The sequence below is a fragment of the Portibacter marinus genome, from assembly GCF_021533195.1.
GTDB lineage: Bacteria > Bacteroidota > Bacteroidia > Chitinophagales > Saprospiraceae > Portibacter > Portibacter marinus.
The window spans coordinates 1-26,053 of the sequence record NZ_JAJNKB010000010.1; the positions used below are offsets into that span (position 1 = coordinate 1).

The following is a 26,053-nucleotide window of genomic DNA, read 5'->3' on the forward strand; positions in this document are numbered from 1 at the left end:
TGGAGTCAGCTCGTTTCCTTTCCATCCAACCTTTGAAGAGGTCTTTCATCTCAATTACAACATGCTCCATCTATTTCCATTAACCACTTTTGATTAACTTAGTACCCGATGGAACTTCAGGGCACACGACTGTTGCAAACAAGATTAACCTGAATCCCCACAAGTTTTTATATCCGGTTTTCGATGCATTTAGCAGCAATATAGAGGCGATGATGGAAAAGATGCTGGTGGCTATACCGAGTTTGAAGTGTAAATCAACCAATTCACCTGAATAGTTTTCGCTAATACTTAAAAAGTATCCAAAGACAGAAGAAACAATAGCAGACAACGTTCCAATATAAACCAATAGAACAATACCGCTTCTCAGACTCTTCCATCTATCTACAAAGGTAAGCACTTCAAAAAAGGAGGCAATGATGAGTAGCCCAATCGGAAAATGAACGATTAGGGGGTGAAAACGTCCTAGAAATTGAATCACAGCTTCCATTTTAAAATAGAGATGTATGTTTTAAGTCCTTGGAACTTACAAAAAATCTTCTCGTAGTGGAGAAAAACTATCAATCAACCTAACATGTTTGGTCAAAAGTTTCACAGTATGATTTTTATGGGGATATACGTAGAACATGTCACCTTTTTTAAGATGTTGTTCATCTTCGCCTTCACAATAAAATATGATTTCACCTTCTGCCACGTAAGAGGTCTGAGCATGTGGGTGAGAATGGGGAGGTTCTTTCTCATCCCAGGGTCCATCTGTAAAGTCAATTAAAACAGTCATTAGTTCTCCGGTGTGGATGATTTTACGCTGTAAACCAGGCCTAACTACTTCAGCTTCCACATCATCAAATTTTAATACAGGCATAATGGTGAATCTTTATTTTTTTAATACAAGTCCATTCTCTCCTTCTTCAAAAGTCAACTCAATATCTTGATTTTGATACTTGAAAGATAAGCGTTTACTTTTTTTCGTCTGACAATCTGAGAAACTTATATCCTTTAAAATTTGACTGGCATGCTCAATATCGTCCACAGGAACAATGACATGACCCATGATGGTGGACGTTTTAGTAGCTTTAAGAATACTACTCATGTATGGTATCCAAATCAACTCCGCATCTTTTTTTACAGGTAGATAAGCATGACTGCCTGACTCCATTTTAGGTTGACCATTGAATGGTAATATGGCCATCAAATTTCCATGATCATCCTTTAGTGTCGAGAAGTTCTGATGTACTTCCAAATTCACACCAGGATGAAACCTGGCTTCTATCTCTGCATTTGCATCGCTATGTACTTCATCCAAAAGTACAAGTACATTTGGCTTCACCAGAACCAGATGCCTTTTCCATGATTTCAATTCATTCCCGGGATAGGCCTTGCTGGGATCCATCAACGTATAATCCAAATCAGGTGCCGTTCTAAAATTTAAAATTTTGCCGCCCACTCCTTCTTTCCAGGGCTCATCCTTATACTTGGCAGATATTTGCTGCTCACCATTGACATATACCACATTATGTCCGGCACTATTAGCGATAGGATAATCCCAACGCGCATTGTTAAAATACTTTTCATCATAGACATACTTACCTCTGCCATGGTCGGTGATAAAGTACTGACCTTTCCAATAAATGGAAAATTGACCTATGTCCAAATGGCCATGATGTGGATCATCATTATACCCTGCTTTGCACGCAACTGTAAAATGATCTTTGTCTAAAAAATCTGTCCGCATAAATGCCCAGTCAATAGACGAAAAATGTCTGGAGGCCACGCTAGGTTCTATGGGATCGACTGGCGGGACAGGCCATATGATATCAAAAAGATCTTTCCCCTTGCCCATTAATTCAGACCGATACCAGGCAGCATCAGGATCGTTGGTTTTTTCTATCAACTTATTTATCAGATGGGTAGATCCTACCACATCTCCTTTTCCATCTCCGAAATATCCTGTCAGTCCATACAGCGCAAAATCTACGGGATAGCTTTTAAGTTTTGGATGTTCATATAGACTATATACTCCATCTGACAATCTGTCCATCGCTTCAATATAATAGATCGCAGCCCTCATGCCATACGCCCAATATCCTCTTCCTTCCTGCCAACCTCCATCATTTCCAAGTTCATTCAGAAATAGCGTATTTCTCTTATAAGTTTCAATTACTACATCGATTAGTTCAGGGTTTTCTGTTAAAAGAGCCATAGATGCTAAACCCATGCCGCTCCAGCAAATGGTATTCCAGTTACATTTATAGGAAGTGGACCACCAGTGGTAATCGTAATTATTTCTTGCTAAAAGTATGGCCTTTTCAAGCATAGCACCACGCATCTGATCCCGCTGTCTTTTACTGAGCGCAGAATAGAGCCAGTCATATGCCATGGCCATTTCTGATGCAATGTCACCTGTTCTGATGTCATAGTTGAAAACAACCTGATCATCGTCATTAAGTGCATTCCATGGCCATATCCGATCATAAATAATTGGAAACTCGTGGGCTTTGATGAGCCATTTAGGTTCATCACATAAGGCTTCTGCAAACTCAAAGGCCTTATCTGCATACCACTGTTCTTTTGTCATCTGGTACATGAAAGCAAGTTCTACCATTCCATCGCGCAACAATCGAATCCAGGAATTGTACTGGCCGTCGCCATCGTATCTCGGATTCTTAGATTGTGGAGGTGGATGACCTACCGGAGTATATAATAGACGATTGCATTCTACCTGGAGCTTTTGCATGATTTTTGAAGCCTCACTGGAAGAAGCTATGCGTTGCCGGAGTACTGGTATGTCATTTTCGGAAAAGAATAGGTACGGATGTTCAAGTGTCTTATTAACTTTCCAGTCTACTTGAATTGGGTTTTGACCAATAAGATTTAAGCTTATTAGTATGATAAGCGATACAGTGCTTACGAGGTCATTGAAATTTTTCTTATTCATCTCCTTAAAGTGTATGGTACTAAAAGTAGATAAAATTTGAACAAGTTGAATGTGAAATATTAGTGAAGGGCCAATTGGCAAGCAGCACCCTTTTGAGCGAAGTTAACAATCTTTCGCATTGAGATCTATCCCTTTGTAATATCCCGTGTCTATATTCTCCAAAGATTTGGTAATATGTGTGATCTGGCCTACGTGATATGATAGGTGTTCTGTGATATGTATCATTATAGCAATACCAGACTCCTGAAAACCCTGGACACTATAATTCTGAGTCAAGATTTCTGGAGTCAGCAGCTCTATTTTTTCACCTAGCTCCTCCATTGTCTCTGCGAACATTGATTTTAGTTCTTTCTTATCAAATCGTCCAGGCTCTGCAGAAAATTCGCGATCACGATCTCTAACGTCCTTTTCCCGAAAGATACCCGAGCACACGTATTGCCTCAGATTACCGCAAATATGTAAGATCAAATTTGCGACACTGTTTACATTTTCATTTTGACTATACCAAACCTGTTCTTCATTTAAAATTTCAAGGCACTTATTTACACGGGACCAATTCTCGTCGAAAATCCTTCGTTTTATATCCTGAATGAAAATTTGATGATATTTATCTAACATAAACTAAGGTATTTTAATCCCCTTTACTTAGCTCTTCTGCTCTGCGTAGTGCCGCCTTTAATCCATCCTGAAATTTTAGGTGCAATGCGTCGTTATGAAATGTATTGAATGCCGCTTCAGTGGTCCCGCCTCGAGAAGATACTTTTTTGATCCACTCATCGCAAGACAAATCAAACTTGTTGTACAATTCAACGGCACCCCGAAAAGTCTGGTAGGTCAGCAATTCAGATTCAGAAAGTGAGAATCCCATTTTCTTTCCTGAATCAATCATGGCCTGCATGATGTAAAATACATACGCAGGGCCTGAACCGGAAATGGCTGTAGCCGCGTCAATGGCTTTTTCCGTTTCCACATAGATGGTTTTGCCAGTGGCGTTCAGTAGGTTTTGAACCATGACCAATTCGATTCTCGTCACTGCCTCAGAAGATGTAAAGGCAGTCATGCCTACTCCCACCTGAGCAGGCAAATTGGGCATTGCCCTAATGATTTTATTGATACCCAGCGCGGTACTGATGGTCTCTATCTTTACTCCAGCCATGATCGACAAAGCTACCTGTTGATGATCTACAAATGGTTTGATGCTTGCAAACAAAGCTGTGGTATCCTGGGGTTTCACTGCAAAAATTAATAAATCAGCTTCTTTAATATAATCACCAGGTTCACCATACACCGTACCGATGTTTAATTTTTTAAGTTCCTCTGCTTTTTTGAGTGATTTTTCAAGAATGAGCATTTTATCGTGTGTGACGATATGAGAGTGCAGAAAGCTTTTTGCAAATGTCAATCCCATATTTCCACCTCCGATAATCAGTATTTTCATTGTTTTGCTTTATGATTTATATTATTCAGGAATTGCAACTCAACCTTTCATGACTCTAGATCCAATTGTTAATTTTCATTCTGAAAGAAAAACTGAATTTCAGGATGCTTGTCTTGTGCCATTTGCAATGCCCAAGCCGTTTCTGCCATAAAAACCAAATTCCCGTCCTTATCCGTAGCCAGATCGTTTCTTCTTCTATCCTTGAAAGCCTTGAAAGCCTTGGGGTCATCATATTTTATCCAACATGCTTTATACATATTGATCGGCTCATATGAACACTTCGCTCCATACTCATGCTCCAATCTATATTGAATCACTTCAAATTGAAGAGCGCCCACCGTTCCGATTATCTTTCTATTGGATTCTAACTTCGTAAACAACTGTGCCACACCTTCATCCATCAATTGATCCAGACCCTTTTCCAATTGCTTATATTTCATAGGGTCGGCATTGTTCACATATCTGAATTGCTCCGGAGAAAATGATGGTATTCCTTTAAAATGCAATTCCTCTCCCTCTGTCATGGTATCTCCTATCTTGAAATTACCTGAATCGTACAAGCCGACAATATCTCCGGGATACGCTTCATCCAGTATACTCTTTTTAGAAGCCATAAATGCTGTGGGGTTTGGAAATTTCATTTTCTTACCCTGCCTGACATGAAGATAATTTGTGTTTCTTTCAAACTTACCGGAGCAAATTCGCAAAAATGCAATTCTGTCTCGATGCTTGGGATCCATATTAGCATGAATCTTAAACACAAAACCTGTAAACTTCTTTTCCGTGGGAATTACCGGCCGCTCTTCCGTCATTCGTGGTAAAGGGTTCGGTGCAATGTCTACAAAGCAATCCAGCATTTCTTTTACTCCAAAATTGTTTACTGCACTCCCAAAAAACACAGGGCTCAATTCTCCCCGTAAATATGCGTCCTTATCAAAAGAAGGATATACTTCTTCTATCATATTGACCTCCATCCTCAATTCCTCAGCCAATTCTTCTCCAACGATTTTATCCAATTCCGGGTCGGAAAGATCCTCGAACTCGACTACACCATCATCTTCGCTTTGCTTGCCATGTGGCATAAAAAGAACCAGACTTTTTTCGTAGATATTATAAACGCCTTTAAACCGCTGTCCCATGCCTATAGGCCAGGAAAGTGGACATACCCTCAATTTCAGTTTTAATTCAATCTCATCCAAAAGCGTGAACCCGTCTTTTCCTTCTCTATCGAGCTTGTTGACAAAAACGATCATAGGCGCTTTTCTCATTCGACATACCTCTACCAGTTTTTCAGTCTGATCTTCCACACCTTTGGCCACATCTATAACTACAATGGCACTGTCAACTGCAGTCAATGTTCGATAGGTATCTTCCTGAAAGTCTTTGTGTCCGGGTGTATCCAGAATATTAATCTGTTTATCCCTGTATTCAAAAGCCATCACTGACGTTGCAACAGAAATACCTCTCTGACGCTCTATCTCCATAAAGTCAGAGGTAGCATGCTTCTTTATTTTATTTGACTTAACCGCTCCTGCAACCTGAATTGCCCCTCCGAATAGCAGCAACTTCTCTGTGAGTGTTGTTTTACCTGCATCCGGATGCGAAACAATTCCGAAGGTTTTACGCTTTTCGATCTCCGCTACTAAACCCATTTCATACGTAAATTTAAGGCTGCAAATGTACGAAGATTTTTATTTAGCTTTCAGTTCCACATCAGCCAACTTTTCTGTCCATTTAAGTATATATATTAAATTTGCTCAATGGACTGGAAATCTTCCATTATTGGTTTTAAAAGCTATCTTCAGCTGGAGCGGTCATTATCTGCTAATTCCGTGATTGCTTACGAGCAAGATATCCAGAAACTAGCCTCTTTCGCGAGTCAGGAAAACATCAATAAAACGCCGCTGCATCTCGATTATAACGATTTGGTTTCATTTATTATTTATGTCAATGAATTGGGTCTGGGAGCCCGATCACAGGCAAGAATAATTTCTGGTGTAAAAGCTTTTTTTAAATACTTGTTGCTAGAGGATTTGATTCAGGACGATCCGTCAGAACTACTGGATGGGCCCAGGCTTGCCAGAAAGATCCCTGATGTGCTCAGCTATGAAGAAATAACACAAATCATCGCATCCATTGATTTAAGTGAAGATCATGGACATCGTAACAGGGCAATGCTGGAAACCCTTTATGCCAGCGGGCTGAGAGCCTCAGAATTAATCGATTTAAGAATCACCAATTTCTTTCCTGACATTGGATTCATCAGGGTCACCGGAAAAGGGAATAAGGAAAGGCTGGTACCTATTGGCGAAGCCGCCATAGAACAGATTCAAATTTACCTGAATTATTACCGATCGAAGCTTAAAACCATCCAAAAAGGCTTTGAAGATCACATTTTCCTGAACCGCCGGGGAAAAATGTTGACCCGAGTAATGCTTTTTACCATCATCAAGCAAGCGACAATTAAGTCTGGAATAAAAAAGAAAGTAAGCCCGCATACTTTCAGGCACTCCTTTGCCACTCACTTAGTGGAAGGTGGAGCAGATCTAAGAGCTGTGCAGGATATGCTGGGTCATGAAAGCATCACGACTACGGAAATCTATACTCACTTGGATTCTGAGTACCTCAGAGACGTGATGATGACACACCATCCGAGAAATAGAAAATAAAACCATTTAAAAGCTATTTTTTACAGTAGAACTCAGTTGTCATAAATAGTAATAATGTATCCTAACCAACCGTTTTCTAAAATAAGCAGTCTAAATGGTTAGAACTAAGCAACAATTCACATATGAAGAACCTGTATCTATTCTCCTTGATGTTATTATTCTTTTCCTGCGAAAAGCAAATTTGCATCATTGGCGAAAATATGGCTTCATGTGCTCTAGAGGACGGTGAAGAATGGTTTGCAGAGGAAGCCAGTTTTCGGTTTCTTAGTGCACATAAAAAAAACATTAGCATACGAATAACTTCTCATAACTTTATGAAGGAATTCAATTTTACGAATATTCCTTTTCAGCTGGGAGATCATAAATTAGAATATGATAAGGATTTGCAAGAAAAAAACGCAAAGCCTTATGCCAGATTGGCATGCATAGACTATGACGCCGTTTTTTGCTCATACGGGCTTGACACAACAGCTATACCAGCATTCATCACTATTGATGAAATATCTTCAGATTCTGCTATCATAAGAGGAACTTTTGAGATGAGCTTTAAGCTTGAATATAACGCTCATCCATCATTACAAGAATTTACCACTTATGAACAAGGTACATTTTTCGCCAGCCTAGTACAATAAAGCAATGACTTGAAAAGATATTAACTTTCTTTTAGCATTTTTAATGCGATCACGTGCGTTATACTGCAATCTTATCTATTTTTCACTTAGGTTTGCAGGCGTTTTGAAATTAGTCAGTTCCATATTAGTTGCCCTTATTATTTTGCTCACCTATTCCTGTGCTGTGCAAAAGGCGCCTTTGGGCGGTAAAAAAGATGAAACACCGCCGGAACTGGACACTATAAGATCTACGCCGAATTACATTACTAACTTTGATTTGGACCAAATAGTCTTGAGATTCGACGAATTTATACAACTCAAAAATGCATTTGAGCAGATCGTCTATTCTCCTCCTCTGGCCACCAGACCTGAAATCATACAGCGCGGTAAAAAATTAACCATCAAACTTCCTGAAAATGCACCACTGAAAGAAAATACAACTTACACGATTAACTTTGGAGATGCTATCGTCGACTTAAATGAAGGCAATCCGTTATCCAACTTTCGATACGTCTTCAGCACAGGTGATGTCATTGATTCCCTCAGCATCTCGGGAAAGGTCGTTGATGACTTAACGCGTGAGCCGGCAGAAGATGTTTATGTCATGCTTTACGATAAACTCAGCGATTCCATCGTTTTCGAAGAAGCTCCTTATTATTTCGCAAAAACCAACAAATCAGGCAGCTTCGAAATTCAAAACCTAAGGTCTGACACTTTTAAAGTGGTTGTTCTGAATGATGGCAATTTGAATCTGAAGTATGATGAAGGAGAAGCCATAGGCTTTCTAGATTCATTCATTTACACAACAGATTCAACTCCTCCTCCATTGAGCTTAAATATATTCGAACCCTTACTGGCTATTGAACTACTCGACGAAGAATTCTCTCCATTTAAAATGAAGTTTGAATTTCGTGGACAACCCATAAATATTACAGTCGGTAATTATCGGGATTCTGTTTATTGGCTAACGGAGATTAATAAGGACAGCTTAATATTGTGGCACGATAACAGCATACCCAATGATACATTTTATATTCTTGAAGATACCATTACCTACAAAAGACGCGTATTTGACGGTGACATAGAACCCTTCAACTACCGTAAATCGAATTTGAAAAGAAATGGTGGACTTGAACCTGGCCAACCCATTGAATTTGAGTTTCCCTATGCCATAAATAGTATTGATTCCTCGAAATTTGAACTGTCAGATAGCTTGATCAGGCCTATAGAATCGATCGTTCTGGACAGCCTGAATCCTCGCAAAGTTAAGATTGAATATAATTTCTCTTTCGGTGATACCATGGCACTCTACATTGAACCCGGAGGAGTATCAATGGTGAACGGATCCATTAATGATACAATCACTGAACTGGTCATTCCTGAAAGCAGGGAAAAATTCGGAATCATTGACCTAACCATCGATAGTCTTAATGCAGAGCAGCAATACATCATGCAATTAATGGATGGCGACAAAGAAATTCGAAGAAGACTCATCTCCGGAGAAAACCAGGCGAAATTTAGGTTCGACATTTTACCGCCCAAAACATATAGCGTAAGACTGACGTTAGATGCCAACAAAAATGGAAGATGGGATCCAGGAGACTATTGGAAAAAAACTCAAAGTGAAGTCTGGCAGGAAACAAAACTGGAAGAACTTAGACAAAACTGGGAGTTGGAAGCAAAAGTGGAATGGAAACCGTAAATTCGCGATATGATTCTTAGAACAGAAAATCTGATCAAACGCTATGGAAGGAGAGAAGTGGTGAGTTCTGTATCCATCAATGTAGCACAAGGTGAAATTGTAGGTTTACTGGGGCCAAACGGTGCCGGTAAAACGACCACTTTCTACATGACAGTAGGTTTCATCAAGCCATTTTCTGGCCACGTTTATCTCAATGATGAGGAGATTACTGATCTGGCCATGTATAAAAGGGCTCAAAGGGGGATCGGATACCTACCGCAAGAACCGAGTGTTTTCAGAAAGTTGAGTGTTGAGGATAATTTAATGGCTATCCTGGAGTTAACTGGTATTTCAAAAGAAGAACAGCGGGCTAAAATGGAAAGCCTGATCGATGAATTTACACTCCATAAGGTCAGAAAAAATATGGGTGATTCCTTGTCGGGTGGAGAACGAAGAAGAACTGAGATCGCGCGCGCATTGGCCTCTGATCCCAAGTTTATACTGCTTGACGAGCCCTTTGCCGGAATAGACCCCATCGCAGTGGAAGACATTCAATACATCGTGGCGAAGTTGAAGAAAAAGAACATCGGCATCTTGATTACCGACCATAATGTTCAAGAAACTTTGTCCATCACCGATCGGGCGTATCTCATGTTTGAGGGTAAAATATTGAAAGCCGGATCAGCTGAGGATCTGGCAGCTGATGAGATGGTTCGAAAGGTATATCTAGGTAAGAACTTTGAGTTGAAAAGGAAATATATCCAGGTAGACGATGAATAATTTAAAAGGATATTTCTTTTTTATTTCTGCTATTATTTTGGTTGTTTTTTATGCCAATGGCTGTACTGAAGAAGAGCCTGAATTGACCACTTCAAACAGGATTCTTGCAGACTCCATTTTAAGAACAGAAATTCGCTTTGTGATTGAAGAAGTAGATTCACTTTGCCAATTGACCTACCAAAGCACCTTCGATAAAGCTGTGGATAGCATCTCAGAAGTCAGATTGAAAGAGATTGAAAAGTATATTCCGACAAGATGAAAATTGCACTACAAATATTGATGCTGTCTGGGATCTTTTTAATGGGTCTAAGCTTTCAGAAAGTGCCAATGAAGTCTCAACAGCAGCTCATGAAGGAATACATTGACGAAAAACTGGCGGATAGAAGAGCAGAAGAATGGAAAAAATGCAGAACTGAAATTGTGAACAAGGCAGAGCGATATGTTGACTCCATCATTTATAGACAAGTCAATTTTAATATTGGCGATAGCCTCAGAGCTCCCGGAAAACCAGCTAAGCCTGCAAAACCATTTGACACCTTAAAGTTGGATAGTACACCAATCAAGCCTATTTTAGGAGATAGCCTGACTGAAAAGCCTCCTAAGTAGTTTCTACTTTACCACATATTTACTAATTTTAAAGAAAACAATGGTGTATCAAACTTTGAAGAAAAGCCTATCGTTACTCACTGTTGTCCTGCTTATATTTGATTTTATAAGTGGTATGAATGCACAAAATATGAGAGTAAGGGACTATGGAATCGAAATCGGCGTGCTTCGACCCGGAAAGTTGAATGCAATCACGGATGTATCCAGTGTCTCGGTGGGTCATAAAACTTTGATAGAAGGCAGCAATATCCGGACTGGTGTGACGGCAATCTTACCCCATGATCGAAACCTTTTTCAGAACAAGCTTCCGGCGGCCATTTATCTGGGAAATGGTTTTGGAAAATTGATGGGTTATTCACAGGTGAAAGAGTTGGGAAATCTTGAAACGCCCATCATACTTACCAATACACTTAGTGTGCCAACTGCCGCTAATGCCTTAATTACTTACACCTTAGATCAGCCTGAAAATAAAAGTGTCAGATCTGTCAATCCAGTGGTTGGTGAGACCAATGATGGATACCTAAATGATATCAGACAAAGAGCCGTGAAAGAGGGACATGTGTTAGAGGCCATTGAAAGTGCCCAAACTGGACAGGTAAAAGAGGGCAATGTGGGTGCAGGAACCGGCACAACCTGTTTCGGTTATAAAGGAGGTATCGGCACTTCATCACGAGTATTGCCAAAAAGTCAGGGTGGTTATACGGTCGGCGTTTTGGTACAAACCAACTTTGGTGGCGTATTCACATTGAATGGAACACCCATCGGTAAAGTGCTTGACCAATATTCACGCAGATACCAATACGACGCAGATGGTTCTTGTATGATCGTGGTCATCACAGATGCTCCACTAGATGCCAGAAATCTGGAAAGGCTTGCTAAAAGGGCTATGCTGGGCCTGGGCAGAACGGGTGGGATTGCGTCCAATGGAAGTGGAGATTATGTAATTGCGGTTTCTAATGCCAAGGAAAATTACATTCCATATCATTCGGAAGATCCTATCAATCATAATCAATACTTGCGAAACGACGAAGTCTCCGGCTTATTTCTTGCCGTTATCGAAGCTACGGAAGAAGCCATTTTAAATTCACTCTTTGCGGCAGAAGACATGACAGGAGTAGATGGACATGTTAGGAAAGCCCTGCCGGTGGAGGACATCCTGAAATTGATCAAGGATAAGTAAAATAATTAGTCATTTAAACGAGTAATTAATTGATACAGCTCATGGTGATAATCATCACCCTTAACATCCGATCTAAACCATATTAATCCGCTTTTATCCACCAAAATATAAGAAGGATAATAGGTGATCTTTAATTCGTGAAGAAGAGAATCTGTTAGCGGAATGATCTTACTGTCTATGGGAAATAAATGTCGATTATAGTAATCCTTTGTTTCCTTTAAGTTGTACCTGGTATGGGTTAGGATCGCTAGGGTATGGACATCATGTTTCCCAGCATGAAGGCTTGCTTTCTTCAAAAGAGGTAAATTTTCTCTGCAATGCCTACACCATTCACCACCGAAATAAAGCAAAAAAGCTTTTCCGCGAGGCACCAATAACGAATCAACGTAGGTATTGGTTCGATGACTTATCAAGGCTGAATCCAATGGAGATATCTGATAGGAAATCTTTCTGTTTAAATAGTCATAGTCGTAAAATCTGATTTGTTTATTAGAATCCAACGGTGCTTCCTTTTGCAACCAAATCAATTCAGAATAAGCTTCATGTAACTGGACTTTATCATCTAAATCAATATAACTTCCCGGAATAAATGGCCAAACTGTCACATACTTGTCCAGTTCTTCAATGTATGCATATTGAGATTCTAAAAACTGAAAAGTAACCGTACTTTCTGTAATATCATCCACTTCGACTTTGAATTCGAAGTCTTCAATACCTGGTAATCTGCTATTAAAGCGCAATCTCATGGTATCCTTTACCGCAAATGTATCAAATGATCCTGCTTTGTTCTGAACGCAAACCTTCTTCTCCTGGCTTTGAAGATCAATAAAAGTGTACAAGTAATTGCTGTCATAATGTACAGCATTAACCACCAAAGAGTCGGGGACAAATGTCCTAATATTTGAGACATATGTCCGAATCTCTTGATGGCGATGATCTACTAGGCTATCTATTTCGGGAGTAAAAGGGCTTGATTGAGAAAGCGTCATGGTCACACGCTGATCAGTAATTACCGTATCTATCAGATCAATGGTATTTTGTGCGAAGTTTGATTTGTTGAACAAAAGGAAAAAGAAGAGAATAAAATGTTTATGCATTTAGATTTTGGCTTCTATTGTATCGGAACGACTAATCTTAAATCGTATTGCATACCTTGGAACCCTCTTTTTCGTCTAAATAAAAAAATACTTACCGGGCAGCTGATTGATAAATTTCTTCTTCCACCTTCAAACTCTTCATATAATCTGGTAGGTTGGTCTCAAATTCAGCATTATTTTTCAGACCATCAATAAAGTGTTGCTGCGTAAATAGAACAGAGTCTCCGGCAAAACCTCTGTCCTCAAAATGATATTGATGCTCTAACTCACCTTGACCCAGTTTCTGAACAGTAAGCCTTCCATCTTCGTACAAGCGAATAGATCCACTTCTCGTTTCCACCAACATCTCCCCGAATGTTAGTCTCGGATTTCTTGCCCGGCTTTCATTGTATCTGTTCGCATCGTAAAAACCCAACGCACCTGATTCAAATTCAAATTGGACCCAGGCAAAGTCTTCGCCCTTGATATTTTTATTGAGTCTTCGGAAAGTTGCCTGTACATTCTTGATTTCTCCAGCTAAAAATCTAAAAGTATCAATGAAATGGATGCCGGTCTCATGTATGAGTAACCTATCCATTTTCCTAAAATAGGGCTGGCGGTTAAGATAGGCATCCACTTGCCAACCATCACCCATTCTCATTCTATGGTGTATGGCGATGATCTCCTCTTCTACAAGTAACTTCCTGATTTCTCGATACCATGGTTGCCACCTCCAGTTTTCATGAACCATGAAGCGCACTTTAGACTGGGCAACCAAACCGGCTATCTTTTCTGCATTTTTAAAATCAGTGGCCAATGGTTTTTGGCAAATGATATCGATTCCCGCATTGATGGCCGCTTGTATCAATTCATGATGCGTTTCAGGCGGAGTAATAATATCAACAAAATCAATTTCTTCCTTTTCAAACATGGTCTGCACATCTGCGTAAGCATTTTTAAATCCAAATTGACCTGCCACATTCTCAGCCCTTTCCAGATTCTTATCACAAATCGCTACTATTTCGATCCCTTCTATCCTTTTCCAGGCATCAAAATGAAAGGTACTAAAATATCCGGCCCCTATACACGCCCCTTTAAGCATCACTTACTTTTTTATTGGGATCCATAAATAACCAGCATACAATTGCCAATGCTCCCAATGCAGCAGCAACATAGAAGAAGGTATTGTTAGAGCCTGTCCATTCCATCAGATAAGGAAAGGCCAATCCAGTTGTAAATGCACCAATATTTCCAGCCATATTCATCATCCCACTTACTTTGCCAGAATCTTCCTCGCCTATGTCCATACAGAAGGACCACGAAGGACTCAGCGTCATGTCTGCTCCAAAAATAGCAATGGTCAGGCACAGTACCGCACTCAGTATTGTATCCATAGAAAGACTGGACAGGACGCCGACAATCACCAGGGTAAACCCAATGATAGCAGGCACTTGTCTTGATCTTCGAAAATGACCACGCTTGTAAATAGCGTCCACCATTGCCCCTGAAACCCAGTTTCCAATCGCACCACCTATCAATGGCAGCATGGCATAAAAACCAGCATTGACAAGATCCAGTTCATACTTCTGCTTTATGAATGGGAAAAGCCAGGTGAGTGTAAAGAAAAATATGAAATTGCTACCGACATACTGACCCATAGCCAACCACATATTTGACTTGGATAAAATCTTACTTAAAGCCAGCGGTTCGCTTTTGATCACTTTTTCTTTTTGGCGATTACTCATGATGTATGCCTTTTCATCTTGACTCAAAGCTGGATGGTCTTCAGGTTTGTCCCTGAAAATGATGTAAAAAATGATTGCAAATAAAATACCGATTGCCCCAAAAAAGAAGAAAATGTTTTGCCAGCCCCAACTGGATATCAGGAAGGCCACCAAGGGCAATGCAAATGCCGCCCCAAGCCTTGAGCCCGAGAAGTTGATACCCTGAAAAATACCTCGCTCATTTAAAGGCACCCATGAAAATGCAGCTCTTGAAATCGTAGGAAATGCTCCGGCTTCTCCCGCACCAAAAATAAACCTGAAAAATACCATGGAAACAAAACTCCAGGCCAGGCCAGTAAGTGCGGTGAACAGTGACCATAGTCCAATAATGGCACTGAGCACCTTTCTGGGGCCATATTTGTCTCCAAAGGCACCTCCCGGCACTTGAAATAAAGCATATCCGAGCGCAAAGGCACTCAAAACCCACCCCATCTGCGTATCAGATAGACCCAAATCTCCACTAATGGCTTCTTTGGCAGAAGAAATACAAGCTCGGTCTACATATAATAATATCGTAATTAAAAATGTACCAATAAAAAATCCATATCGTTTCATTTTTCGAGCTTTTTGACCAGTTCATACAACGTCATGTCATCGCCGACATTTCCAGGAAATACGATAAATGGGAAATCAGATGTTTCCCATACCGGAACCCCTGCCATAGCTTGACCCAAGACTTTGGTTTGCTTGATTCTCAATACTTCAGTCGCCACATCGTTAGAGGTTATTCCACCTTTTGCGATCAGGTAGGATATGGATAATCTGAGGCCTTGTCCTACTTTCACGACGCCGGCAGCTACTTGATTTACGATCTCTAAGGCTTCTTGCTTGTCATTGCTATCCACCGCCGTTCTGCTGGTATAAAGCACGGTGGTATTTCCATTTCCAAGATGATGGTTAGCTTCCTCTCTAATAGATAAAATACCCTTATGAGAAAGTAAGGCTTCGGTGGGCATTTCAATGAATTTCAGACCATTGAGCATTCTGAGCTGCTGCAACTGTCTGGTGGTTTTAGGAACATATGAACCAATGATGATTAAGCCTGGAAAATGACCATCTATGCGAAGATCTTGTATATCCAAAGGCGATCGAGGCTTGATACCTCCCAGTGCATTGACAAAAGAAGCCGAACTTCTGTACAGCAACTTGTTCTTTGCTTTCAAAGAAGCCAGTGCAATTCTTTGAAGATCAATATAGGCTGCAGCATTTACAACTATGAATTCCGATGATGAATCATTGATTTTTTCAGCCAGTGCAGTAACAGTAGTGTTTCTAATTTCATCAATGGATAAAAAATCTACTTCAACTTGCTCTCCAAGCTTTTCCGAAATATAGGTCGGCAGATAAGAACTTTCATAACCGAAGGATTGGTCTTTAGCAAAGGGTGTTTCACAAGCTTTTTGAAAGGTATTACCTTCTCTCACATAGTGCTGATTTTCGAAGGTATACCTCCCTCCTTCGAAAAATGCCGGTATAAAGAGACATTTTTGATGAGGATCTTTCAATGCATTGACCTCATCTTTAAAATGGCCTCGTAACGTAGAGTCTGAACGTGAGATATATAATATTTGAAGACCTTCTTCGAAAGAAACAGTTTCGACATCATTTTTTATCTTTTTATTGATCGCAAATGCCTCCTTCCCATTCTTGCTTCGTGAATTCGTCAAGATAAAAAGCACTGATCTATCCGAATGTATAAATGCCTGCAATGCCTCCCGACTATAAATCGTCATTAATGGTACATCATACACTGTTTGACATCCAGTCGGATCATCATCTATTACAATAACTTTTGTTTTTGAGTGGACCAGGTGGTCTCTGATCTCCAGATACAGATTGGGGAGTTTTTTGCCCTCTTTGATAGATGATAAAAGTGCTTCCATATTATTGTATGGCTACTACTCTCGCTGGCGCTCCATCACCATTCTTGATCTTTAAAGGCATAGCAATCAATGTAACTTTTCTGGTAGAGAGGGCTTGTACATTGGTCAATCCTTCTAATATGATGACATCACCTCCCAATAGAATTTGATGTATCTCTGTAACTTCTGCTAAATTATGTACATCTGCAACTGAAGGTGGTTCTACTGCCAGGATATTAACTTTATTGATAACACACCATTCAGCAAACGCTTTACTGATTCTAGGCAAATCGTCTCTATAGGAGTCTGTTCCCCATTTCGAAGACCAACCAGTTTTAATGATCAAACTCTCTCCCTGTTTAAATTCAGCTAAAAGTGCACCCAGATGTCTGACCTCTATCAGACCTTTAGATTCAACATCTGTAGCATTGACTATCCATGCCGGAGTAATAAATCTCGCTACTGGAATCTGATCAATGGTTTGATCATTAACGCCAAAATGAAATGGCGCATCCATATGGGTTCCCACATGTGAATACAAAGTGTAATTCGAAGCATTCCAGCCATCTTTATCTAATGATTTTGCCTGAGTAATCTCTACCCCTTTAATTTCATTTTGATAGGTTTGCGTAAGATCTATAATACGTTGCTCACTCATAATTGGTCAATAATTCGCGTTGCGATTTCAGTAGTAGTAGCATCACCACCCAGGTCCTTTGTCAATCGTCCATTAGATGTGGTTCTATGAATAGCTTCTACCATGTTTTCTGCTGCCTTCTTTTCTCCCAAATGCTCCAGCATTATTGAAGCGGACCATATCTGACCTATAGGATTCGCGATGTTTAGACCCTTAATATCCGGTGCTGAACCATGAATGGGCTCGAACATGGAAGGATACACTTTTTCAGGATTGATGTTTCCACTTCCACCTAGTCCGAGACTTCCCATAATAGCGCCTCCCAGGTCGGACAATATATCTCCGATCATATTGGTAGTTAAAATGACATCAAAACATTCTGGTCTCAATACAAAACTGGCGGATGCGTTGTCCACATACATTTTTTGATATTCTACTTCTGGATAGTTTTCAGCTACTTCAGCAATAACAGTATCCCAAAAATGTAAAGTATGGATCAATGTGTTGGACTTCGTCACATTGGTTAATTTCTTATGGCGTTTCATCGCTAACTTGAAAGCATAATGCGCTACCTTTTCCGTACCTTTTCGTGTGAAAATACTAGTATCTGTTGCCATTCCATGAGGCTCGTCAGGATATAAAATTCTACCACTCTGCACAAACTCACCCTCATTGTTTTCACGAATAATAACAAAATCGATATCCTTTTCCGTTTTATTTCTCAATGGACTTTCGACTCCTCTAAAAAGTTTTACCGGACGATAATTGACATATTGCTTTAGGCTGGTCCTAACTTTGTTTGTGAAATCCTTGAATGGAAGCCGGTCATCAACTTCTGGCAGGCCTACAGCACCAAAAAATATCGCATCGTATGATTGAATAACCTCAATGCTACCTTCAGGCATAAAGCTTCCGTGCTTCAAATAATGCCCAGCTCCCCATTCGTGTTCGTGAAATTCAAGATCTAGTCCATGTTTTTTCGCAGTAGCTTCCAGCACTCTGACACCAGCAGGTACTATTTCTTCCCCTATTCCGTCGCCATTTACCACAGCAATCTTGTAACCCATCTTTGAATTTTCGTTTTGTTTCAAATAAAGTTACAACATCACTTGAATCAACTATTCTGTAGTGTGGGCTACCTTTTTTAGGATCACACTTTTCCAGATTTCGTAACCTTTTTGGTTCATGTGTAAGCCATCTTCAATAAATATATCCTCCATGGGCTTTCCATTTTCATTCAACATCGGAAACCAAACATCTATAAAATGGACATTTTGTGTTTGCTCACTATAACTTTTCATTTTACCATTCAGGTCCACGTACTCCTGCTCAAGATTCCATCTGGCAAGACTGGGCTTAGGTGAAATGAAGTAAATCTCGGCTTCAGGCAAAGCATCCTTAATTTTGTCTACAACCGCTTCAGTGGTCAGCATGATTTGCTCAATCGTTTTTCCAGCGGAGAGGTCATTGTCTCCTTCGTAAATCAAGATGATATCGGGATTGTACTGGATGACCAAATCATCCAGATAGTACAACAACTCATGCATCTGTGAGCCTCCGAATCCATGGTTTGCCGTCTTATAATTTGGGAAAACATCCCCAAAGTTCTTCCACATTCTGGCACTTGAACTACCGGTCAGAAGAATTAATCCTTCGGCGTTTTCTACTTCTTGAACTTCTATAGCAGTCAACCGTTCGATTTCCTTTTTCCATTTCAATTCGTCTTGTGCCGCCCCATTGACATAAAACCAAAAACCTATTATCAGCATCATTAAAATTCGCATCCTGTCTCTTTTATAAATAACCATTTTTGTCTTTGAACAAGATAGATAAAATGATTTACCTTAGCCGCATTAATGAAAGAAAAGGAAATCATATACTTTGCATCAGATTTTCACCTGGGTACAGATGGGGCATTGACCAGCGAAGAACGGGAGAAAAAGCTGGTGCGATTCTTTGATGAGATTTCTAAAGATGCGAACACCATTTATTTGCTCGGAGATATATTTGATTATTGGTTTGAATATAACCGTGTCATCCCGAAAGGTTATGTTAGAATTTTGGGCAAAATTGCCCATTTAAGAGATTCGGGAATTAAGATTGAAATTTTTACAGGTAATCATGACATATGGATGTTCCGTTATTTTGAAGACGAGTTTAATATTCCGGTTCATAAAAATCCCATTCGGGTCACTCACAATGACAAAAGTTTTTTTCTTGGTCATGGAGATGGACTGGGGCCAGGAGACAAGAAATACAAAACCATTAAGAAGATTTTCACCAATCCGGTTCTTCAGAAGATGTACGGTGCCATTCATCCCAACATCGGTCTTCGAATCATGCGGAAACTAAGTAAGAAAAGCAGAGAGAAGACCCATATGGAAGAACTGGAGTTCCTGGGTCCTGACCGGGAATGGTTGGTGAGGTTTTGTGAAACTTACATTAAAAATAATACTGTAGATTATTTTGTTTTTGGTCATCGGCATTTACCGATAGATTATCTACTTTCCGATCAAAAAACAAGATATATTAACCTTGGAGACTGGCTGACTCAATACAGTTATGCTCGATTCGACGGAAATGAATTAAATCTTTTATTTTTTGAAAATGAAGAAGGGAAAATATATCCTTAGTTTTATCCTGGTCCTATTCCTGACTGGGTGTACAACATCTAAGCAGGTTATCGAGGACTTTAATTGTTCCCTGATCGACTACCCTGTTCGCGATTTTAAGGTAGATCTGTTTGGTAGTATTTACACCATTGACTTCAAAAACAGGCTTAGGCTTTATGACCAGAACCTCAATTTGCAATTTGAATACTATAACAACACTTTAGGTGATATTTCTTATATCGATGTGACCAACCCGAAAAAAATCGCGATCTTTTTTGACGGATTTCAAAAGGTCGTCTATGTAGACGACACCCTTTCTGAATTGGCTCGATATGAAGGTGAACTTAACATTTTAGCTATTGGAAGTTCGAGGGATAATAATCTGTGGATTTATGATGGTCTGGACTACAGACTAAAGAAGATTTCAAGAAATAATAAACTCCTACTTGAATCCAATCCACTTGAAAGCTATCACCGATTGAATATTCAGCCAGACTACATTATTGAGCACAACAACATGGTTTATTTGGTGGAAGAGGGCAATGGGATTGCGGTATTTGACAACTTTGGAACCTTCAGCAACTTTATACCCGGGGATATAAGCTCAGTTTTTCTCGATAAAAACCGCATGTATTATATGAAACAAGGCGCGATCTATCGGCTGCTGCTGGACAATGCATTTGCGGAAGAAAGGGAAATAAAAACGGTCTCACTAAAAGTGAAGACCGCATATATTTTTAATCAAAATATTTTCTACCTGGAGAACAACTGTATGAAAAAGACGTCTATTGATTAGACTGTCATGATGTCTTCTTCCTTAGCTTCTATCAATTGATCTACTTTTTTGTAATACTTTTTAGTCAAGTTCTCAACATCTTCTTCTTTTCGTTTGCCCGCATCTTCAGGATAACCTGCTTTCACCTCTTTCTTGATAAAATCAAGCATCTTATGTCGGGCACTTCTAATAGAAATCTTGGTTTCTTCGCCTTCGTTTTTAGCTTGCTTCACCAATTGTTTTCTTCTTTCTTCAGTCAATGGTGGAATGTTAATTCTGACAAATTCTCCGTCATTCATAGGGGTAAGTCCGAGATTGGCCTCAAAGATTGCCCTTTCGATGGGTGCCAACATGCTTTTCTCCCAAGGTTGAATGGTAATGGTTCTGGAGTCGGCGGTATTGACATTAGACACCTGCATCAATGGCGTCGATGAACCATAGTAGTCCACCATAATACTGGATAACATAGCGGGTGAGGCTTTACCTGCTCTGATCTTTGACAATTCAGATTTTAAATGATCTAAAGCATGTTCCATTTCACCTTCTCCATCGATCATCTTTTCGTCAACATTCATTTCTTCACTCATAATTCGAAAAATTTGATTCTAATATAAATAATTTTCTAGATTCTTTCGAAGCCTAAATAGTCCACCAGCACTGCAGGCATTTTTATTCCGGTTTCATTTTGATTGTTTTCAAGAATGCAAGCAATAATGCGGGCCAGCGCTAAGGCACTTCCATTTAAGGTGTGTGCCAGGCGCTTTTTACCTTCGTTATCTTTGTAACGCAATTTTAGCCGATTTGATTGAAACGTTTCAAAATTAGATACCGAGCTTACTTCTAACCAGCGTTTTTGTGCGGCGGAATAAACTTCGAAATCATAGGTCAAAGCTGATGTAAATCCGGTGTCTCCTCCACAGAGTCTGAGAATACGATATGGCAGTTCCAGGCTTTTTAATAAGCCTTCTACATGTTCTACCATCTGATGGAGCGTATCATATGACCTGTCCGGATGTTCAATTTGTACGATTTCTACTTTGTCAAACTGATGAACCCTGTTTAATCCTTTAACATCAGCTCCATAAGAACCTGCCTCCCTTCTAAAACACGGTGTGTATCCTGTCAGCTTAATTGGAAAATCTGTCTCTTCCAGGATTTGACCTCGTAAAATATTGGTAATAGGAACTTCAGCCGTAGGTATGAGATACAGGTTATCCTCGGTCACATGGTACATCTGGCCTTCCTTATCCGGTAATTGTCCTGTTGCTCTCGCTGTTTCTTCATTAACCAATAGCGGCGGAACGATTTCTTCAAATCCAGCTTTAGCAGCCTCGTCCAGGAAGTAAGTGATTAAAGCTCTTTGTAGTCTGGAACCTTTACCTCTGAACAAAGGAAAACCTGAACCTGTAATCAAGGCACCTAACTTAAAATCTATAAGGTTGTATTTTTCCGCTAACTCCCAATGAGGAAGAGCTTGATCACCCATATTCGGCAAAATTCCCTCATAATCTTTGTAAACTTCATTATCCTCTTCTGAACTTCCCGCAGGAACACTTTCATGTAATGTATTCGGAATAGACAATAAGGCATCCTCGAGAAGATTAATGACCTGGTTCATTTCAGCCTCTTTTTCATCTGCATCTGCTTTGAGATCACTGACCTTCGATCTGAGCTCATTGGCCTCCTCTTTCTTCCCACTTTTAAACAAATTTCCTATCTCCTTAGACAGGTTGTTCAATTCAGATTTCTTTTGATCAACCTCAGTTTGCAGATCTTTTCTTCGATGGTTTAGGTCAATGGCTTCATCTACCAGGGCGATTTTGGTTGCACTCCAATTTCGCTTTTTAAGGCTTTCTTTAATTCTTTCCTGTTGCTCCTCTATCTTATTTACCTCTAACATATACTGTGTTCAATTTAAGAGGACGAAATTACAGATTAATCTAATAATTGGTCCGTTTTGTAAATTAAAATCACTTTAACAGTGTGTAATTCGAAATATAAGTGTATTTTTGCCACGCAAACCAATACCACTAGGTATTCGATTAATTTCCTATTAATATTTATTCCACTTACTTCGAGGATCGATCATTAGGTAATTAAATTATTATAATTATTCCATATCAAATTAACATTTATCATTTCTAATCGAAAACTATGTACGATATTTTGCAGTTGAATGACATGCTAGTACCTGAACTTAAGGAACTAGCCGAGAACATTGGCCTCACCAAATACAAGCGACTAAGCAAGCAAGAACTTATCTATAAAATCCTTGATCAACAAGCCATTGAAAAAGGAAAAGATAGTGGCACTGAAGCTCCAAATGAAGAGAAAAAGAAGCCTGCACCACGAAAAAGACCACAGGCTAAAGCCAAACCTGCTCCTAAGAAAGAGGAAAAGAAACAGGAAGAACCAGCAAAAAAAGAGGTTCCAGCTAAGAATTCTAATGGTCAGAATAGTGGCAGCAAGAAAGAGGATAAAAAGGAAGACGACAACAATAATAAGAAGAGCCGCAGTAGCAACAGAGAGAGCAATAACAAGAATAATAACCGCAACAATAGTGGTAATAATAACAGCAGTAACAAGAACAACGACAACAAGAATCAAAAGCAAGAGAAAGAAGATGTCTTTAATGTAGAGATCGACGGTTTGATCGAAGGAGAAGGAATTCTTGAAATGATGCCTGACGGATACGGATTTTTGCGTTCCGCTGATTATAACTATCTGACTTCTCCGGATGACATATACGTTTCTCCATCTCAGATTAAATTATTTGGAATCAGAACAGGAGACACCGTTGTAGGTGCCATCAGACCTCCCAAAGAAGGTGAGAAATACTTTGCCTTGTTAAGGGTATCCAGAGTCAATGGCCTGGAACCAAAAATGATTCGTGAGCGAGTACCGTTTGATTACCTGACTCCTCTTTTTCCTGAAGAGAAATTTAATATTGTTTCGCACCCTGAAGGGAAGGATTATGGTAACCGAATGATTGACTTGTTCTCACCTATCGGAAAAGGACAAAGAGGATTGATCGTTGCTCAACCTAAAACAGGAAAAACTTTCTTGTTGAAAGATGTTGCAAATGCCATTTCGCAGAATCACCCTGAATGCTATTTGATTGTAGCATTGATTGATGAGCGTCCGGAAGAGGTGACAGATATGAAGCGTAGTGTAAAAGCAGAAGTCGTGGCTTCAAACTTTGATGAGCCTGCTGAAAATCACGTTCGGGTAGCCAATATGGTTTTAGAAAAAGCTAAAAGATTGGTAGAATGCGGACACGATGTTGTCATTCTACTGGATTCGATTACCAGATTAGCAAGGGCATACAATACTGTTTCACCTTCGAGTGGAAAAGTACTATCAGGTGGTGTGGAGGCCAATGCACTTCATAAGCCTAAGAAGTTCTTCGGAGCAGCTAGAAATATAGAAGGCGGAGGATCACTTACTATTCTGGCAACAGCCTTAATTGATACAGGTTCTAAGATGGACGAGGTGATCTTTGAAGAATTTAAAGGTACGGGTAACATGGAATTACAATTGGACAGATCACTGGCCAACAAGCGTCTGTATCCAGCCATTGATCTCACGAAATCCAGTACCAGAAGAGAAGAATTATTGCTTGGAGAAACAGTGCTTAAGAAGATGTTCATCCTCAGAAAGCATCTGGCAGATATGAAGCCGGATGAAGCGATGGAGTTCCTTAGAAAGCATATGTTGGGAACCAGAAACAATGAGGAGTTCTTGATATCAATGAATTCTTAGTCTAAAGCTTTGGAAATTCGATAATTAATTCTACCTTTGCACTCCCTTGAGAAAAAGAGGTTAGAATTAAGAAAATTTTATAGTTATGAAAAGGACATTTCAACCATCCAGAAGAAAGAGAGCGAACAAGCACGGGTTCAGATCAAGAATGAGCACGAAGAATGGAAGAAGAGTGTTGGCCTCTAGAAGAGCTAAAGGCAGACTTAAACTTACAGTTTCTGACGAAAGTAAATTGAAGTAAGTTTCATCTTACTTTATACTATGATATATATCTGAAAGTGGTTCACGCTGCTTTCAGATTTTTTTTGCCTTAAATTCTAACTTATCTGGAGATTTGCTTAATAACCTCCCCTTTTTAATGCACATCTCCTGAAATAGAACCATTCTGTATTAAAATCAATACCAGAGAGCTCATCCTTTTTTATCGTTATACATACAACAAATTATCTTTAACTTGCAACATGCAGGATTTTTCATTTCCTAAATCTGAAAGACTTACCAACAAGAAAAAGTTTGAGTCCTTATTCTCAGATGCTGAAACTGTTTCTGCATATCCACTGCGCTTAATATATATTCTCCATGACAGAGATGAGCATTTGCCTACGTTTCAAATTGCATTTACGGTTCCAAAACGTAAAGTTAAAAAAGCGGTTGACAGAAACTTTTTGAAACGAAGAATGAGAGAAGCTTACAGGTTAAATAAACATTCATTTATTGATCACATTGACCAGCGACAATTGAGTGGCTACGGAATCATGATTTATACCGGACAAGAGAAAATGACCTTTCACCAAATCGAGAAGGCCTGGAAAAAAATAGAAAGGAAGTTTGTACTAAAATAATGTTGAGGTTTCTTTTTCTTCGGATCTGACCAACCATTGGACGATCACTCACGTCTATAAACTATAGATGAAAACCTGTATCTATATTTTCCTATTAGCGATGTTTCCCAACTTTTTATATGCTTGTGACTGCTACTTTAATTCGTTTTGCATCAATGCGCAAAACTCTGCAAACATAGTAGAGCTGGAGGTTTTGGAAATTAGTAAGAAAGATTATTATCATACAATAGATTTCAAAGTTACGGAGGTATTTAAGGCTATAAAGAATACATTTCCAAAATACTTATCATATAAAGCTCAAGGTGATTGTTCGTATAATCTCCAAAATTTCGCGAATATAGGAGATCGATTAATTTTTGTCATTGGAAATACTGAAAGTAGTCCTGATACAAAATATCCTATTTTTAAAGTTTTCAATTGCACTGAAGTGATGCTCAGAAGAATGGGAAATTGGATACATGGTACTATTCTTGACAATGGTCGTCTTTACCAAAGAATTCATATCGATGAATTTAGACTGAAAATTCACGATCTGTGTAATGCTAGATTATCAGTGTATAATTCTCTGGTAGATCGAATATTCGTAAAATATAATGAAATCCATATTGTTTTGACCAACCCTCTTAACCACAGTAATGTCAATATCTATAATTCTCTGGGCCAATTGATATTTTCAAAAAAAATGAACGACCACCAAGATCATATGATCATTCAAGCTGCTGATTGGTCATCTGCTGTTTACTTTGTACAATTTGAATATAGAGGTGTCAGTATGGTGACGGCTGTAGCACTGACATATTGATAAC

Annotated in this window: 28 protein-coding genes; 13 read left to right on the forward strand and 15 right to left on the reverse strand. The window is 39.4% G+C overall.

Going from position 1 to position 26,053, the window contains the following annotated elements; translation table 11 throughout:
* Nucleotides 1-79: 79 nt before the first annotated feature.
* The 6 genes from L2567_RS17905 to L2567_RS17930 form a co-directional block, all read right to left on the reverse strand.
* Nucleotides 80-478: a DUF2231 domain-containing protein gene (locus L2567_RS17905; protein ID WP_235299194.1), complete on the reverse strand. Its 399-nt coding sequence runs from the start codon at nt 476-478 to the stop codon at nt 80-82.
* A gap of 45 nt (nt 479-523) precedes the next feature.
* Nucleotides 524-859, reverse strand: coding sequence for a cupin domain-containing protein (locus L2567_RS17910; RefSeq protein WP_235299195.1), 336 nt, complete (start codon nt 857-859; stop codon nt 524-526).
* Between the two features lie 12 nt (nt 860-871).
* Nucleotides 872-2,932: a heparinase II/III domain-containing protein gene (locus tag L2567_RS17915; protein WP_235299196.1), complete on the reverse strand. Its 2,061-nt coding sequence runs from the start codon at nt 2,930-2,932 to the stop codon at nt 872-874.
* A gap of 102 nt (nt 2,933-3,034) precedes the next feature.
* Nucleotides 3,035-3,550 carry a DinB family protein gene (locus L2567_RS17920; RefSeq protein WP_235299197.1) on the reverse strand — a complete coding sequence of 172 codons (516 nt, stop codon included), beginning with the start codon at nt 3,548-3,550 and terminating at the stop codon, nt 3,035-3,037.
* A gap of 13 nt (nt 3,551-3,563) precedes the next feature.
* Nucleotides 3,564-4,370 (reverse strand): pyrroline-5-carboxylate reductase, encoded by an 807-nt coding sequence (proC, locus tag L2567_RS17925; RefSeq protein ID WP_235299198.1) that lies wholly within the window; start codon nt 4,368-4,370, stop codon nt 3,564-3,566.
* Nucleotides 4,371-4,438: 68 nt separating this feature from the next.
* Nucleotides 4,439-6,022, reverse strand: coding sequence for a peptide chain release factor 3 (locus L2567_RS17930; RefSeq protein WP_235299199.1), 1,584 nt, complete (start codon nt 6,020-6,022; stop codon nt 4,439-4,441).
* 108 nt (nt 6,023-6,130) lie between these two features.
* Here L2567_RS17930 and xerD point away from each other — a divergent pair, with 108 nt between their 5' ends.
* The 7 genes from xerD to L2567_RS17965 all read left to right on the forward strand — a co-directional run bounded on the left by xerD (nt 6,131) and on the right by L2567_RS17965 (nt 11,897).
* The gene (gene xerD, locus L2567_RS17935; RefSeq protein WP_235299200.1) at nt 6,131-7,039 is read left to right on the forward strand and encodes a site-specific tyrosine recombinase XerD; all 909 of its coding nucleotides are present in this window, start codon (nt 6,131-6,133) and stop codon (nt 7,037-7,039) included.
* A 122-nt stretch (nt 7,040-7,161) separates the two neighbouring features.
* The gene (locus L2567_RS17940; protein WP_235299201.1) at nt 7,162-7,671 is read left to right on the forward strand and encodes a hypothetical protein; all 510 of its coding nucleotides are present in this window, start codon (nt 7,162-7,164) and stop codon (nt 7,669-7,671) included.
* Nucleotides 7,672-7,834: 163 nt separating this feature from the next.
* Nucleotides 7,835-9,352 (forward strand): Ig-like domain-containing protein, encoded by a 1,518-nt coding sequence (locus L2567_RS17945; RefSeq protein WP_235299202.1) that lies wholly within the window; start codon nt 7,835-7,837, stop codon nt 9,350-9,352.
* Between the two features lie 9 nt (nt 9,353-9,361).
* The gene (lptB, locus tag L2567_RS17950; protein ID WP_235299203.1) at nt 9,362-10,111 is read left to right on the forward strand and encodes an LPS export ABC transporter ATP-binding protein; all 750 of its coding nucleotides are present in this window, start codon (nt 9,362-9,364) and stop codon (nt 10,109-10,111) included.
* Entirely contained in the window at nt 10,104-10,370 is a 267-nt protein-coding gene (locus L2567_RS17955; protein WP_235299204.1) for a hypothetical protein, read from the forward strand. Before lptB ends, L2567_RS17955 begins: the two co-directional genes overlap by 8 nt.
* Nucleotides 10,367-10,717, forward strand: coding sequence for a hypothetical protein (locus L2567_RS17960; protein WP_235299205.1), 351 nt, complete (start codon nt 10,367-10,369; stop codon nt 10,715-10,717). Before L2567_RS17955 ends, L2567_RS17960 begins: the two co-directional genes overlap by 4 nt.
* 130 nt (nt 10,718-10,847) lie before the next feature.
* Nucleotides 10,848-11,897 (forward strand): DmpA family aminopeptidase, encoded by a 1,050-nt coding sequence (locus L2567_RS17965; protein ID WP_235299207.1) that lies wholly within the window; start codon nt 10,848-10,850, stop codon nt 11,895-11,897.
* A gap of 5 nt (nt 11,898-11,902) precedes the next feature.
* Here the strand turns inward: L2567_RS17965 and L2567_RS17970 are convergent, their stop codons facing one another.
* The 7 genes from L2567_RS17970 to L2567_RS18000 form a co-directional block, all read right to left on the reverse strand.
* Nucleotides 11,903-12,994, reverse strand: a complete 1,092-nt coding sequence (locus L2567_RS17970) for a TlpA family protein disulfide reductase (protein WP_235299208.1) — start codon at nt 12,992-12,994, stop codon at nt 11,903-11,905.
* 91 nt (nt 12,995-13,085) lie between these two features.
* On the reverse strand, nt 13,086-14,075 hold the full coding sequence (locus L2567_RS17975; protein WP_235299209.1) for a Gfo/Idh/MocA family protein: 990 nt from the start codon (nt 14,073-14,075) through the stop codon (nt 13,086-13,088).
* The gene (locus L2567_RS17980) at nt 14,068-15,312 is read right to left on the reverse strand and encodes an MFS transporter (RefSeq protein WP_235299210.1); all 1,245 of its coding nucleotides are present in this window, start codon (nt 15,310-15,312) and stop codon (nt 14,068-14,070) included. Before L2567_RS17980 ends, L2567_RS17975 begins: the two co-directional genes overlap by 8 nt.
* Complete coding sequence (locus L2567_RS17985; protein WP_235299211.1) at nt 15,309-16,640, reverse strand: four-carbon acid sugar kinase family protein; 1,332 nt, start codon at nt 16,638-16,640, stop codon at nt 15,309-15,311. Before L2567_RS17985 ends, L2567_RS17980 begins: the two co-directional genes overlap by 4 nt.
* Before the next feature lies 1 nt (nt 16,641).
* Nucleotides 16,642-17,277, reverse strand: a complete 636-nt coding sequence (locus L2567_RS17990; protein WP_235299212.1) for a cyclase family protein — start codon at nt 17,275-17,277, stop codon at nt 16,642-16,644.
* Entirely contained in the window at nt 17,274-18,323 is a 1,050-nt protein-coding gene (locus L2567_RS17995) for an isocitrate/isopropylmalate dehydrogenase family protein (protein WP_235299213.1), read from the reverse strand. The genes L2567_RS17990 and L2567_RS17995 overlap by 4 nt, the downstream gene beginning before the upstream one ends.
* A 51-nt stretch (nt 18,324-18,374) precedes the next feature.
* On the reverse strand, nt 18,375-19,040 hold the full coding sequence (locus tag L2567_RS18000) for a GDSL-type esterase/lipase family protein (RefSeq protein WP_235299214.1): 666 nt from the start codon (nt 19,038-19,040) through the stop codon (nt 18,375-18,377).
* Between the two features lie 72 nt (nt 19,041-19,112).
* Between L2567_RS18000 and L2567_RS18005 the strand changes: the two genes are divergently transcribed.
* On the forward strand, nt 19,113-19,889 hold the full coding sequence (locus L2567_RS18005) for a UDP-2,3-diacylglucosamine diphosphatase (RefSeq protein WP_235299215.1): 777 nt from the start codon (nt 19,113-19,115) through the stop codon (nt 19,887-19,889).
* Entirely contained in the window at nt 19,864-20,664 is an 801-nt protein-coding gene (locus L2567_RS18010) for a hypothetical protein (protein WP_235299216.1), read from the forward strand. The genes L2567_RS18005 and L2567_RS18010 overlap by 26 nt, the downstream gene beginning before the upstream one ends.
* Here the strand turns inward: L2567_RS18010 and frr are convergent.
* Both frr and serS read right to left on the reverse strand, forming a co-directional pair.
* Nucleotides 20,661-21,230, reverse strand: a complete 570-nt coding sequence (frr, locus tag L2567_RS18015; protein ID WP_235299217.1) for a ribosome recycling factor — start codon at nt 21,228-21,230, stop codon at nt 20,661-20,663. The genes L2567_RS18010 and frr overlap by 4 nt on opposite strands.
* A 35-nt stretch (nt 21,231-21,265) precedes the next feature.
* Complete coding sequence (serS, locus tag L2567_RS18020; protein ID WP_235299218.1) at nt 21,266-22,543, reverse strand: serine--tRNA ligase; 1,278 nt, start codon at nt 22,541-22,543, stop codon at nt 21,266-21,268.
* A 254-nt stretch (nt 22,544-22,797) separates the two neighbouring features.
* On the opposite strand from serS, the gene rho reads away from it, so the two are divergent.
* The 4 genes from rho to L2567_RS18040 all read left to right on the forward strand — a co-directional run bounded on the left by rho (nt 22,798) and on the right by L2567_RS18040 (nt 26,049).
* A complete protein-coding gene (rho, locus tag L2567_RS18025) occupies nt 22,798-24,405 on the forward strand; it encodes a transcription termination factor Rho (protein ID WP_262913207.1) in 1,608 nt (535 codons plus the stop codon).
* 85 nt (nt 24,406-24,490) lie between these two features.
* The gene (gene rpmH, locus L2567_RS18030) at nt 24,491-24,646 is read left to right on the forward strand and encodes a 50S ribosomal protein L34 (protein WP_235299219.1); all 156 of its coding nucleotides are present in this window, start codon (nt 24,491-24,493) and stop codon (nt 24,644-24,646) included.
* Nucleotides 24,647-24,866: 220 nt separating this feature from the next.
* On the forward strand, nt 24,867-25,247 hold the full coding sequence (locus L2567_RS18035; RefSeq protein ID WP_235299220.1) for a ribonuclease P protein component: 381 nt from the start codon (nt 24,867-24,869) through the stop codon (nt 25,245-25,247).
* A gap of 67 nt (nt 25,248-25,314) precedes the next feature.
* Nucleotides 25,315-26,049, forward strand: coding sequence for a T9SS type A sorting domain-containing protein (locus L2567_RS18040; RefSeq protein WP_235299221.1), 735 nt, complete (start codon nt 25,315-25,317; stop codon nt 26,047-26,049).
* The last annotated feature ends 4 nt before the right edge of the window (nt 26,050-26,053 follow it).